Consider the following 13,005-nt stretch of genomic DNA (forward strand, 5'->3'; position numbering starts at 1 on the left):
CACTACTAAAATAGCTAGTTACTAATCGCCTAGTACGCGAACGCCTTGTACTAACACGTTAACTGAATTAGCAGATACACCTAGCATTGTTTCTAAATTATACTTCACTTTTTCTTGAACATTACGACAAACTTCAGATATTTTTGTGCCATAGCCAACAATAATGTAGACATCAATAGCAACACCATTATCTTCCTGGCGAACAACAACACCTCTAGAATAATTATCTCTTCTTAAAATTTCATTCACATTGTCACGAATTTGGTTTTTACTTGCCATTCCGACAATCCCAAAAATTTCAGTTGCGGCACCGCCGACAACTGTCGCAATAACTTCATTATCAATATCAATCGTACCGAATTGCGTTTTGATCTTAACAGCCATAAGAATAGCCTCCTTATATTTTCACACAATCAATAAGAGTATTTTATCATAGGATATGGTAGAATAAAAGAAAAATAGCATCTAAGAAAATTCTATTCCCCTACCTTCGGGAATTTCAAGCTGTCAAGCAAATTTACTTGAAAGAAAAGTATTGCATTATATGGCTAAATATGATATTTTTGTTTAGGTAAGTAAGCATAGCTTTGCTTTTTAAGTGAATTGCAGAGGAGGATATGAATATGGCAAAAGATTTTATTACAGGACGTAAGACTACTTTCGGTAAGAAACGTTCTCATGCATTGAACCAAACAAACCGTAGCTGGAAACCTAATTTACAAAAAGTTCGCATCTTAGTTGATGGTAAACCTAAAAGAGTTTATGTATCTGCTCGCGCTTTAAAGTCAGGTAAAGTTACCCGTGTTTAATTCAATTTAAAAAGACTCAGCATTTATGCTAAGTCTTTTTTTTTGCTCTATTTTTCGTCATCACGACTTTGAATCACAATAATAATACCAGATTCAAAACTAAACTCACCTGTATCCCCCATAAATTCATTACTTGCTAATGAAATCGGGTTCACAAAATTAATTTGATTCAATGTATACTTCTCATCTATTAAACTCAATTTTTTAACTGGTGACAGTGGAATAAATGCAAGATATTTTTTATCATCTTCTTTTATTAACTGATACTTACCAGATTTAAAGAATCGAATTGAATTTTGTTTATCAACTAAACAAATTTTTTCAAACATTGTATTAAATGGCTCTCTAAAAATAAAAAACAAATTAGCCAATAAATGATCAATTCGACCACCTGTAGCGCCATAAATCGTCACTGAATCAAACTCAAATTCAGATATGGCTTCTCTCAAAGCAAATTCAGTATCTGTATCATCTTTTTCAGGATTAGCTATTTTAATTTTTTTACTATGATTAGATACTAAATTAAATTCACTTTCAGTCATTGAATCGAAATCACCAATCGATAGCTCAGGTGTAATACCTAGTTTTATTAATCGCAATGCACCTCTGTCAACACCAATCCACGGTCCACGAACGTTACCATCCACTAATTCCTTAGGCCACTGTTCCTTAGGTCCACCGACTAAGATATTGAGTTTCATTTGGTTGCTTCTCTTAACTTATTAATTTGTTCAGTTGGATTATCACTATTGTAGATGTATGAACCAGCTACTGCGACTGTTGCACCACTATCAAGACATTCCTTAATCGTTTGATCATTAACACCACCATCAACTTCAATATCAAAATCATAATTTTGAACTTGTTTGATACGGTCTAATTGGTCAATTTTACGTTTCATTTCTGGAATAAATGATTGTCCCCCAAATCCAGGGTTAACAGTCATCACTAATACTTGATCAACAAGTGGCAAAATTTGTTTAATTGTCTCTAGGGATGTTCCTGGGTTAATAACCACTTCAGCTTTCACACCTAATTTTTTAATATGTTGAATAACACCAAAAATATGGGGAGTTGATTCAACATGAACCCCAATAATATCAGCACCTGCCGCAGCAAATTCTTCAATATAAGATTCTGGATTTTCTACCATCAAATGACAATCCAAAACCATTTTTGTTAATGGTCTAATTGCTTCAACGACGTTTGCACCAAAAGTTAAATTAGGCACAAAATGGCCATCCATAATATCAATATGTAAATATTCTGCACCAGCTTGATCAACAACTTTAATATCCTTTTCCAAGTTTGCAAAATTAGCGCTTAAAATAGAAGGTGATAATTTCATTTTGGTCATCTCATTTCTTATAGTTTGGTTTTTGATCAACAATTAATTGATTAAATTGTAAATAATTTTTGTACCGACTCTGTAATAAATTACCTTGTTCAAGTGCTGCTTTAACTGCACATTTAGGCTCCTTAATATGCAAACAACCTCTAAATTTACAGCCAACAGATAGTTCATTTAATTCTGGAAATAACTTTGGTAACTCTTCTTTTGACATATCAAATAAATCAAAAGAAGAAAATCCAGGTGTATCAGCAATTAGCCCACCTGCAATAGGCATTAATGTTACCTTACGAGTAGTATGTTTACCACGATGTAAGGCTTTTGATATCTCAGCCGTCTGCAACTCCAACTCTGGCATAATTTTATTTAGTAATGTTGATTTTCCTGCACCAGTCTGACCCATTACGACTGCAATTTTACCCGGAAAGGTATCTTGTAATTCTTTAACCACAACATCTTCATTTTTACCAAATGGAAAAAATGTTGGATAGATTTGACTATAAGCTTCAATAATACTGCTTATTTCAACTACTTTCTCTTCAGGAATTAAATCGCCCTTTGAAAAGTATAAGACTGGCTTAACATGATGCGATTCTAGCATAATTAATTGTCTATCTAATAGATTGCTTGAAAATGCTGGTTCAACACATGACGTTACAACAATTGCTTCATCAATATTAGCTACTGGTGGTCGAATTAAGCTGTTTTCTCGATCATGAATATTAAGAATATAGCCTTCTTTTTTATTTTCAGCTTTGAAGTCAACCCAATCGCCAACTAGTGGTGCCTGGTTAGAATTTCTAAAATTACCTCGAGCCCTTGTTCGATAAGTTTCGCCTTCGACATCAACGTCGTAAAAGCCACTTAATGATTGTCTAATCTGACCTGTTACCAATAAATTAACCTCCTTTAACTGGACTCATGTAACCGTTTTATATGATTAATTAAAAAATAGATTAGAAGTTTACCCTCTAATCTAATTTTACCACATCTTTTATTTAATTTTTAGTTACATTATCATTTTCCGCAATTACTTCACCATCACGCAAAATTTTATATTTTCCTGCTTTTCCAGAATCTAAAACAAATGATAATTTAAAATCAGTATCTTTTGTAATTGTTTTCCGTTCATAAATATCATCAATGTTATGTGTTTTGTCTTCAATATAAATTTCAATAGCATTTTCATCTGCTTTTGATTCTGAAGAACTTGAACTAGAGCTGGAACTATCATCTGACGACGAGTCTTTGTCCTCATCCGTATCTTTTTCTTCATCAACTGAACTTGAACTTTCTGACACAATTGATTTGAATGGAACAGATATAGTCCTGGTAAATTCATCAGTTGTGACTTTTTTTCCTTTAGAAATAACAACTGATAATCGATCACCTTTAGAAAAAGAGCTTCCTTCTGCTGGTGATTGTTTAATAACTTGACCTTTGTCAACTGAATCTGAGTAGGCCTCGCTAATTGTCAGATTACCACCTAATTCGCTTGTATAATCCTGAACACTTTTTCTTGTATATCCTGTTAAATCTCTAAGTGTATACACTTTAGGACCTGAACTAACTGTCAATGTAATCACTGTATCACTCGGAACTACCTTATCACCCGCTGTGACATCTTGCGCCATAATTTCATTTTCAGTCACAGATTCTGACTCTTCCGTTTCTTTTTCAACTTTAAAGCCATCATTTTCTAACGTTGTTTTAACATCCTCATAATTACTACCAACGTAATTCTCGATTGTTATCTTAGCTTTTCCCTTTGATACCATTACATCAACCTGATTTTTTTCTCGAATTATTTCATTCTTCTTAGGTGTTGAATTAATGATATTACCACTATCAACGGTTTCACTATTTGTTCGAGTAATTTTACCAAGTTTCAAATTTTTGTCTGCTAAATTTGATTTTGCTTCACTAACTGTCATTCCGCTTAAATCAGGGACCTTAACTTCTTTTGGTGAACTCATTGCAAGAATCGCACCACCCAGAATAAGAGCGACAAAAGCAAAAATGATTGCGCCGATAGTCCATTTTTTACGACGACTCATTTTCTTTTTCGTATCTTTTTTTACATCTGGTTCCTGATTCGGACTAAGTGTTTCTACAGTCTGCTTATCAAATACCGGCAATACTTTAGTTTCACCACTGATAACCTCTTCAGGCTGCCACTTTGCCACATTTTTTTTAGCCAAAGATTCTCGCAAAGCAATTGACATTTCTCCAGCAGATTGGAACCTATCTCGCGGTACTTTACTTGTTGCTTGTAAAACAACATTTTCAAGAGACTGCGGAATATTAGGATCAAATTCCCGAACAGATGGCACATCACTTTGAAAATGTTTTAGGGCAATTGAAACAGCTGTTTCACCTTCAAAAGGAACTCGCCCAGTTAACATTTCATACAAAATAATACCAAGCGAATAGATATCAGATTGTTTTGTTGCCATGCTACCTCTAGCCTGTTCTGGCGAAAGATAATGAACAGAACCCAATAAAGTATTAGTTTGTGTTAACGAATGATCAGCCAATGCCACAGCAATACCAAAATCTGTAATTTTAGCATTACCATCTGCATCTATTAAAATATTTTGTGGTTTTAAATCACGATGAATAATACTGTGATCATGTGCTACTTCTACAGCTGATAAAATTTGAGTCATAATATCAATCACAACTTGATATGGAATTGGGAACCTTTTTGCTATATATGTTTTTAAATCATGTCCCGGCACATATTCCATGACCATAAATTGCAGTCCGTCTACTTCACCGACATCATAAACATTCACAATATTTGGATGAACCAATTCAGTTGTTGCCAATGCCTCACGTTTAAAACGTCTAACAGTATCTTGATCATCCCTTAAATCGACTCGCAATACTTTAACAGCTACTGGTCGATCCAAAATTAAATCAGTCGCAAGATAGACATTTGCCATGCCACCTTCGCCTAATGAATTTATTATTTTATAACGTTCATTAAAAATTGTATCAGGTTTCATTACACTATCCCCCGATCATTGCTAACCAGGAGTGCGGTAATGTTATCTAATCCGCCTGCCTTATTGGCCAATCTAATTAATTCCGAGCCTTTTTCTTCAACAGTTGTAGTATTTTTTAAGACCGTCTTGATTTCATCATCAGAGACCATATTAGTTAAGCCATCTGTGCATAATAATAATAAATCACCCGACTCAGAATCATTAACCGCAATATCAGCATCAGCATCTGACGAGATACCTAAACTTCTTGTAATCATATTCTTTTGCGGATAATTTTTAGCATCTTCTACGGTTAGTTCGCCACGCTTAATTAATTCATTCACTACTGAATGATCTTCAGTTAATTGATAAAGTTCTTTGTCACGTAATAAGTATCCTCGGCTATCACCAATATTGGCAACAATATATTTTTCTTCAAAGAATATGGCACATACCATTGTTGTGCCCATACCTGAAAGATCTTCATATTGATTAGACTTTTCAATAATTTGTTTATTTTCCATCTCTACTTCTTTGGTTATCCATTTAATTGCATCACTGGGCTGGCTAAAATTAGTTCCTTCAAATCGAAATCCCATGTGTGAAACGGCCATTTCTGAAGCAACATCTCCGCCCAAATGACCACCGATACCATCTGCAACCATCACAAAAGAAATACCACTTTTATTGTGAAAGACACCGACGTAATCTTCATTATTTTCTCTGACACTACCTACATCTGTTTGATAGGCAACTTTCATTCTTACACCTCGAGTCTAAAGTTGTTTTTCTAAACATGTAATGAAAAATCCATCTGAATGATAATCATCCGGATAAATAGTTAATTCTTTATCGTCTCTATTTTCTTTTAATGCCAAAGCAGTTGGCGTTTCAATCACTTTAAATTCAGGATGAGTTTCAACAAACTGGTTAACAACATCCTTATTTTCAATATCTAAAATAGTACATGTACTATAAGTTAAGCGACCACCTTTTTTCAAAGTTGGTGCCACTTTGTCTAAAATAGCTAATTGAATTTTTTGTAAATTATTTGAATCAGCTAATGTTTTTTCATATTTAATTTCTGGTTTACGACGTAATAATCCAATTCCAGAACAAGGTGCATCAACAAGAATTGAATCAAAATATTCATTATCAAATTCTTCTGAAATTAAACGTGCATCTAATACCATCTCCTCAACAACACTAGATAAACCTAAACGTTTAGCATTATCACCGATTAATTTAACTTTGTGTGCATGAATATCTAACCCTACAACTTCACCAAATAAAGTTTCATCTAGGAATGATGCAATATGGGTTGTTTTTCCACCTGGTGCGGCACATGCATCTAAAACTTTATCACCTGGTTGAATATTCATTGCGTCAGCAACTAACATTGCACTTTCATCTTGAATCGTAATTAACCCATCGTGATAAACGCCACTATCAGGAGCAAATCCATTAGTCACTAATAACCCAACTGGTGAAACTTGACTACGTTTCACCTCAAAGCCTTCATTTTCCATTTTTTCAATGACTTCTTCGACAGTTGCTTTAGCTGTATTTACTCTAACAGATTGATCAGGTGCTTCATTGATTGAAGCCAACAAATGTGTCGCTTTTTCTAAGCCTACTTGTTTAATTAATTCGTTTACCAACCAAACTGGTGTACTACTTTCAATACTCAAACGTTCAATATCATCTTTAATTTCAGAAACAGGACGGATACCTTCACGCTCAATTGCATGTAAAACACCAGTAACAAATTTACGCGTACCTGCATGGCCTTTTCGTTTTGCAATTTCAATTGATTCATTAAAAATTGCGCGAGTTGGAATTTTATCAAGATAATGCATCTGATAAATGGCACTCAATAGTAATTCTTGAACCCAATTATCCATTTTGCTAGGATTTTTAACAAATGGTGCCAACCAATATTCTAAAGTGAGACGTCTTTGGATAACACCGTAAACTAGTTGTGTTAATAAATGAGCATCCCGAACTTCCATATGATTATTCTTAATCACTTGGTTCAACGCAATATTTGAATACGTCCCTTGTTTAGCAACTCTTGTTAAAAGATCAACTGCTAAGAATCGGGGTGTCGTTTTTAAATCAGTTGTCATACATCAATCACCTGTTGTCCTTCTTTTATTCCTTGCCCACTACCGTTTAGGTAGTCGACAATGGTTTGTTTTGATTTACCATCTGGTTGAAGCGAATTAATAGCTAATACGGTCCCATCACCACAAGCAATTTCAAGTGATTTTTTAGCTACTTCAACTACTTTTCCAGCAGATAAAATAGTTTTTTTATCTAGTACAGTTATATCCCATATTTTAGTTCTCTTACCCTTTAAAATCGTATATGCACCAGGTACCGGTCTTAAGCTACGAATTTTCCAGTCTATTTCATTAGCCGTTTTTGAAAAATCAAGGGCTTCTTCTTCTGGTTTAATGGTAGGTGAAAAGGTTACTTTATCTTCATTTTGTGGTGTTGATTCACTTGTACCATCAATTAGTTTTGGTAATGTTTCAAGTAATAGTTCCTTACCTAATAAACTTAATTTTTCAAACATTGAACCAGTATCATCATTATTTTCAATTTTAATTGCACGACGGCTAATAATATTTCCAGCATCCATTTTTTTAACCATATAAATAATGGTAATACCTGTTTCTTGTTCACCATTCATAATAGCATATTGAATTGGTGCGCCACCACGATATTTAGGTAATAGTGAACCATGGACGTTTATTGCACCAATTTTAGCAGATTCTAATAATTTTGTTGGTAAAAATTGTCCAAATGCTGCAGTTACCAAAAAATCGGGTGCCATTGCAATTACTTTGGCCATTTCATCGCTGCCACTTAATTTTTCTGGTTGTAATACCTCAATACCATGTTTTACTGCAACTTGTTTTACTGGTGATTGCGTTAAAATACGTTTTCGCCCAACCATTCGATCTGGTTGTGTCATAACAGCTTTCACGTCATAGCCGTTTTCAATTAAACTTTCTAAAATTGGAGCTGAAAATTCTGGTGTTCCCATAAATACAATTGACGTCATAATATCTCCTTAATTTAAATAAAGTTTACTGGTTCAGAATCAATCGTTAATTTTAAACCTTTTCGAACTTCGGCTTGAGATTTAGTCATTAACTCTCTTAGTCGTTCTTTTAATTGACCTTCTGATTTATACTTAATAACCACTTGATAATAAAAACGATTATTAACACGCATAATTGATTTTGGTGTTGGTCCAAGAATAATCGCATTCTTTGATAACACTGGTTTTAAAAATTGAACTGCTTCTAACATTTTTTTCGCTGCTCCAGCCTCATCCGTATAACTAGCAGTGAGCTGAATTGTATAATAATATGGTGGATAATTTTCCATATGTCGAACTGACATTTCTTTTTTATAAAATGATTCATAGTCATGATGCTTCGCATATTGAATCGCGTAGTGATCTGGATTAAAAGTTTGGATAATAACATGTCCTTCTTTTTCAGCTCGACCAGCTCGACCGCTCACTTGGGTTAATAATTGGAACGTTCTTTCACTTGATCTAAAATCAGGCAAACTAAGTGCTGTATCTGCATTAAGAACGCCAACTAACGTCACATCAGGAAAGTCTAACCCTTTCGCAATCATTTGTGTACCCAATAAAATATCAGCTTCTTTTGCGCCAAATTTAGCTAGGATTTTTTCGTGTGCGCCTTTTTTACGTGTCGTATCAACGTCCATTCGTAAAATTTTAGCCTCTGGATATAACGTTTTAAGTTCTTCTTCAACTTTTTGCGTACCTGTACCATAATATCTAATTTTTCGACTATGACAGTTAGGACAAGTTTTAGGAATACCTTCTTCATGTCCACAATAATGACATTTCATTGTATGAGTATCCATATGCAATGTTAAAGAAGTATCACAGTTAGGACAAGGTAGCACGAATCCACAATCTCGGCACATTACGAAAGATGAAAACCCACGACGATTTAACATTAAAACAGTCTGTTCATTTTTCTCAAGGCGCTTAGTAATTTCATGTCTAAGTGGCTCAGAAAAATTACTCTCACCAGTCTTTTTCATTTCTTCTCTCATATCAATTAGCGTAACTTCTGGCATGGGATGACCATTTATACGTTGAGGTAATTGTAACCACTCATACACGCCTTTTTGAGCTCTAGCACGAGATTCGAGGGATGGTGTTGCACTACCCAATATGACAGGACACTGATGTCTTTTACTTCTCCAAAGAACAACATCCCTTGCATGATACCTTGGTGTTTCATCTTGTTTATAGCTCGATTCATGCTCTTCATCAACAATAATAACGCCAATATTATCTAATGGTGCAAAAACGGCTGAACGTGCACCGACAACTACTTGCGCTTCTTTACGCTCAATCCGGCGCCATTCATCATAACGCTCACCGTCAGACAAACCGCTATGCAGGACCGCAACTAGATTACCAAATCGTGATTTAACTCGCTTAACCATTTGGGGTGTCAAAGCTATTTCTGGTACAAGCATCAAAGCTGTTTTTCTAAGTTCTAGCGCTTTTGCGATTGTCTGCAAATAAACTTCTGTTTTCCCACTCCCCGTCACACCTTGAAGTAAAAATGTTGTATTAGTTCCACTTTTAATAGCCTCATCGACAGCTAGCACCGCAACCTCTTGATCTGAGGTTAATTCTTGCATATTGGTTGGCTCAATAATTGTGTCTTTATATGGGTCCCGATATACCTCAGTCTCAACTTTTTCAAGCCAACCATTTTTTGCTCCAGCTGTAATTGTTGCAGGTGTCACGCCTATTTCCTCAACAACTTGTTTCTGAGGAATCAAGCTATCTTCAGTGAGTGATTGTAGATAGTCAATCAATAAGTGCTGTTGTTTAGCATTTTTACGTAAACCACTTCGAATATTTTCATATGCTTCGAATCCAAGTTTTGGTTGGATTGATATTTGCATTTTAACTTTAGCTTTATTGCCAACTTCATAAATCATCTCAGCCTTTTCAGCCTTGGTAAGTTGTAATAATTCTTTAATTATTTGAGCATCCATATGTTCTGGATCAAATTCAATAGAATCTTGACCTTGAAATAATTTATCTTGTAAATCTTCATCAATTTCGTCAATTAAACGAACTCGCTTTTTATAGGTTGCACGCATGACACTCGGTAAAACCATTTGTAAGGCAGTTATACGGAAGGAAAAGGTTTCATTAGCTATCCACTCAGATAAGTCTAATAATTCAGTATTCACAACAGGTCTTAAATCAACGACTGATTGAATATCTTTTACATGACCATCGAACTCATTCTTATCAAAAAGATCAATTACAAATCCTTGAACCAATCGTTTACCATTCCCAAATGGTACAATAACCCGCATGCCAATCTCAATCTGATTTGTTAATACTGCTGGGATTGAATACGTATATGGCTGGTCCGTTTGCATCGTAGGAACATCAACGATAATTTTTGCATATTGTGACATACTGAAACCTCCTTTCATTTAATTAACTGCTTATTTTACTACATCGCTTATAATAGTAGCTAATAATTCCTTAGCAATTTGCTTTTTACTTGTTTGCTTTATGAAATCATTTTTTCTGTTTGGTCTAAGCAGTGTTACCTCATTATCATTGCTATTAAATCCAATGGCAGAATTTGAGACATCATTTAAAACCAATAAATCTAAATTTTTCTTTTCTAATTTTTCTTGTGCATTTTCTAGTCCGTTTTGGGTTTCCGCAGCAAATCCGACTAAATACTGATTTTGCTTAATTTGGCCCAAATGTTTTAAAATATCTGGATTTTTTTCTAATATTAACGTTAAAGTAGATTCAGCTTTTTTTATTTTCTGATCTGCAACATTTTGTACACGATAATCTGAAACAGCTGCTGCCATTATCAAAATATTTTGGTCATCAAATCGCTTATTGATAGCTTCAGATAACTCTAACGCAGTTGTAACTCTAATTGTTGTCACGCCAATTGGGTCTGGCAACTGGCTTATTCCGCTAATTAAGGTGACATTAGCACCTAACTTTTGCGCTTCAATCGCAATTGCGAAACCCATTTTACCAGAAGAATCATTAGCGATAAAACGAACTGGATCGATTCGTTCTCGTGTACCACCAGCTGTCACTAAGACATTTTTACCTTCTAATGGTTTGTCACTATCCTCAAAGGAAGTTTGAATAACTGACATTATCACATTTAATTCGGGAAAACGTCCCTTACCTGAATAACCTTCTGCTAAAAAGCCTATTTCTGGTTCAATAATCTGAATGTTATTTCGTCCTAAAAATTTAAGATTACGTTGTGTAGCAGAATTCATTAGCATATGTTCATTCATTGCGGGCACAACAATTTTTTGTGCCTCAGTTGCTAATAAAGTGGTTGAAACAAAATCATCTGCGATACCATTGGCCATTTTTGCGATAATGTTTGCTGTCGCTGGTGCAATAACCATTAATTCTGCCCAGTCTGCAAATTCAATATGTGCAACATGCTCAGACTCTTTTCCTGAAAATAAATCAGTTAACACCCTATTTTTACTCAACGTTTCAAAACTCAAGGGTGTTACAAATTCAGTTGCAGCTTTGGTCATCGCAACTCGAACGCTAGCACCTTGTTTAATTAGTGCTCGGACTAATCCCAAACTTTTATACGCTGCAATACCACCTGTTACAACAAGACCGATTTTTTTATTTTCAAGTGTCATTTCATGTCGCCCCCATACCGAATTTATTCTATTCTCTATTGTATCAATTTTCTAAGAAATAAAATAGGAGTTAGGACAATTAGCTTGTCTTAACTCCTTTTCATTTAATCAGATTAACGAATATCTTCTTTTTCAACTGGATCAATAATTAAATCACCAGTAACAACTTCTTCCAAAGCACGTCCAACATTCTTTTTTGATTTGTAATTAGAAAGCATTGGTAGAGCGCCAGCATCTAATTCATGGGCACGTTTACTTGCTAACATAATTAATGAGTATCTTGAATCTACTTGTTTCAATAAGTCATCTACTGAAGGATATAAAATCATTTAAATACATCTCCTAATTGTTTTCTATAGTCAGGTAAAAATCGTTTTACACGCCAACGTTCAGCTTTAATAATCGTTTGAATTTTTTCAACAGCATCATTTATTTCATCATTAACAACCGCGTAATCGTAATTCTGCATCATATCAATCTCACCAATGGCTTTTGTCATTCGTTTATCAATAGTTGCAGAATCATCCGTTCCACGTCCTGTAATTCTTTGTCTTAATTCCATCAAATCAGGTGGCGTTAAGAAAATAAATAAACCATCAGAAATTTTTTCTCGAACTTGCATAGCACCTTGTACTTCAATTTCAAGAAAGACATCTTGACCAGCGTCAAGCATCTTATTTACATATTTTAACGGTGTTCCATAGTAATTGTCAACATACTTGGCGTATTCTAACATACCGCCCGTTGAAATTTCATTCTCAAATTCTTCTTTTGATACAAAATGATAGTCAACACCATCAACTTCGCCTTCTCGCATTTTACGAGTGGTCATTGAAATTGAATAAAGAAACTTATTGTCAGCTTGGTCAAAAATTGCTTTTCTTACGGTTCCTTTACCGACCCCTGATGGACCAGATAGTACGATCAACATTCCACGATTAGCCATTAAATTTGTAAACTCCTCTAAGATAAGTATTAATAAATAGTATGCACTTTTTACGGCTATTATTCAAGCTTTTTATGCGCTGTTGTCATCTTTTAAATATATTATAAATTAACACTTGCTTTACCGAACGTTTGTTCGTATAATGAAAATACAAACAAACGTTCGGGG

Annotated in this window: 13 protein-coding genes; 1 reads left to right on the plus strand and 12 read right to left on the minus strand. The window is 34.6% G+C overall.

Translation table 11 applies throughout. From position 1 onward, the window contains the following. Positions 1-21: 21 nt before the first annotated feature. Complete coding sequence (locus AC1RPW_RS02825) at positions 22-384, minus strand: Asp23/Gls24 family envelope stress response protein (RefSeq protein WP_057973455.1); 363 nt, start codon at positions 382-384, stop codon at positions 22-24. 239 nt (positions 385-623) lie between these two features. On the opposite strand from AC1RPW_RS02825, the gene rpmB reads away from it, so the two are divergent. Continuing rightward, positions 624-809 (plus strand): 50S ribosomal protein L28, encoded by a 186-nt coding sequence (gene rpmB, locus AC1RPW_RS02830; RefSeq protein ID WP_057973454.1) that lies wholly within the window; start codon positions 624-626, stop codon positions 807-809. 47 nt (positions 810-856) lie between these two features. On the opposite strand, the gene AC1RPW_RS02835 is transcribed toward rpmB, so the two are convergent. From AC1RPW_RS02835 to gmk, 11 genes are all read right to left on the minus strand, one after another. Then, positions 857-1,510 carry a thiamine diphosphokinase gene (locus AC1RPW_RS02835; RefSeq protein WP_481761261.1) on the minus strand — a complete coding sequence of 218 codons (654 nt, stop codon included), beginning with the start codon at positions 1,508-1,510 and terminating at the stop codon, positions 857-859. Next, a complete protein-coding gene (gene rpe, locus AC1RPW_RS02840; protein WP_409022609.1) occupies positions 1,507-2,157 on the minus strand; it encodes a ribulose-phosphate 3-epimerase in 651 nt (216 codons plus the stop codon). Before rpe ends, AC1RPW_RS02835 begins: the two co-directional genes overlap by 4 nt. Before the next feature lie 10 nt (positions 2,158-2,167). After that, positions 2,168-3,055, minus strand: coding sequence for a ribosome small subunit-dependent GTPase A (gene rsgA, locus AC1RPW_RS02845; RefSeq protein WP_481761260.1), 888 nt, complete (start codon positions 3,053-3,055; stop codon positions 2,168-2,170). A 103-nt stretch (positions 3,056-3,158) separates the two neighbouring features. Beyond that, a complete protein-coding gene (gene pknB / locus AC1RPW_RS02850) occupies positions 3,159-5,171 on the minus strand; it encodes a Stk1 family PASTA domain-containing Ser/Thr kinase (protein ID WP_481761259.1) in 2,013 nt (670 codons plus the stop codon). Continuing rightward, positions 5,171-5,911, minus strand: coding sequence for a Stp1/IreP family PP2C-type Ser/Thr phosphatase (locus AC1RPW_RS02855; protein ID WP_481761258.1), 741 nt, complete (start codon positions 5,909-5,911; stop codon positions 5,171-5,173). Before AC1RPW_RS02855 ends, pknB begins: the two co-directional genes overlap by 1 nt. 15 nt (positions 5,912-5,926) lie before the next feature. After that, entirely contained in the window at positions 5,927-7,279 is a 1,353-nt protein-coding gene (gene rsmB / locus AC1RPW_RS02860) for a 16S rRNA (cytosine(967)-C(5))-methyltransferase RsmB (protein ID WP_481761257.1), read from the minus strand. After that, positions 7,276-8,223: a methionyl-tRNA formyltransferase gene (gene fmt, locus AC1RPW_RS02865; protein ID WP_481761256.1), complete on the minus strand. Its 948-nt coding sequence runs from the start codon at positions 8,221-8,223 to the stop codon at positions 7,276-7,278. Before fmt ends, rsmB begins: the two co-directional genes overlap by 4 nt. A 14-nt stretch (positions 8,224-8,237) precedes the next feature. Continuing rightward, positions 8,238-10,658, minus strand: coding sequence for a primosomal protein N' (priA, locus tag AC1RPW_RS02870; RefSeq protein ID WP_481761255.1), 2,421 nt, complete (start codon positions 10,656-10,658; stop codon positions 8,238-8,240). A 30-nt stretch (positions 10,659-10,688) separates the two neighbouring features. After that, positions 10,689-11,891, minus strand: a complete 1,203-nt coding sequence (gene coaBC, locus AC1RPW_RS02875) for a bifunctional phosphopantothenoylcysteine decarboxylase/phosphopantothenate--cysteine ligase CoaBC (RefSeq protein ID WP_481761254.1) — start codon at positions 11,889-11,891, stop codon at positions 10,689-10,691. A 113-nt stretch (positions 11,892-12,004) separates the two neighbouring features. Further along, a complete protein-coding gene (rpoZ, locus tag AC1RPW_RS02880) occupies positions 12,005-12,220 on the minus strand; it encodes a DNA-directed RNA polymerase subunit omega (protein WP_409022617.1) in 216 nt (71 codons plus the stop codon). Further along, on the minus strand, positions 12,217-12,837 hold the full coding sequence (gmk, locus tag AC1RPW_RS02885) for a guanylate kinase (protein ID WP_481761253.1): 621 nt from the start codon (positions 12,835-12,837) through the stop codon (positions 12,217-12,219). Before gmk ends, rpoZ begins: the two co-directional genes overlap by 4 nt. Between the last annotated feature and the right edge of the window lie 168 nt (positions 12,838-13,005).

This window comes from Dellaglioa sp. CoH-55-MRSF-8 (genome assembly GCF_056782195.1).

Bases quoted from the DNA above. Each gene is read 5' to 3' on its own strand.
- coaBC (WP_481761254.1), bottom strand. From the start codon at position 11,891: ATGACACTTGAAAATAAAAAAATCGGTCTTGTTGTAACAGGTGGTATT.
- rsmB (WP_481761257.1), bottom strand. From the start codon at position 7,279: ATGACAACTGATTTAAAAACGACACCCCGATTCTTAGCAGTTGATCTT.
- priA (WP_481761255.1), bottom strand. From the start codon at position 10,658: ATGTCACAATATGCAAAAATTATCGTTGATGTTCCTACGATGCAAACG.
- rpmB (WP_057973454.1), top strand. From the start codon at position 624: ATGGCAAAAGATTTTATTACAGGACGTAAGACTACTTTCGGTAAGAAA.
- pknB (WP_481761259.1), bottom strand. From the start codon at position 5,171: ATGAAACCTGATACAATTTTTAATGAACGTTATAAAATAATAAATTCA.
- AC1RPW_RS02835 (WP_481761261.1), bottom strand. From the start codon at position 1,510: ATGAAACTCAATATCTTAGTCGGTGGACCTAAGGAACAGTGGCCTAAG.
- AC1RPW_RS02825 (WP_057973455.1), bottom strand. From the start codon at position 384: ATGGCTGTTAAGATCAAAACGCAATTCGGTACGATTGATATTGATAAT.
- gmk (WP_481761253.1), bottom strand. From the start codon at position 12,837: ATGGCTAATCGTGGAATGTTGATCGTACTATCTGGTCCATCAGGGGTC.
- fmt (WP_481761256.1), bottom strand. From the start codon at position 8,223: ATGACGTCAATTGTATTTATGGGAACACCAGAATTTTCAGCTCCAATT.
- rpoZ (WP_409022617.1), bottom strand. From the start codon at position 12,220: ATGATTTTATATCCTTCAGTAGATGACTTATTGAAACAAGTAGATTCA.
- rpe (WP_409022609.1), bottom strand. From the start codon at position 2,157: ATGAAATTATCACCTTCTATTTTAAGCGCTAATTTTGCAAACTTGGAA.
- AC1RPW_RS02855 (WP_481761258.1), bottom strand. From the start codon at position 5,911: ATGAAAGTTGCCTATCAAACAGATGTAGGTAGTGTCAGAGAAAATAAT.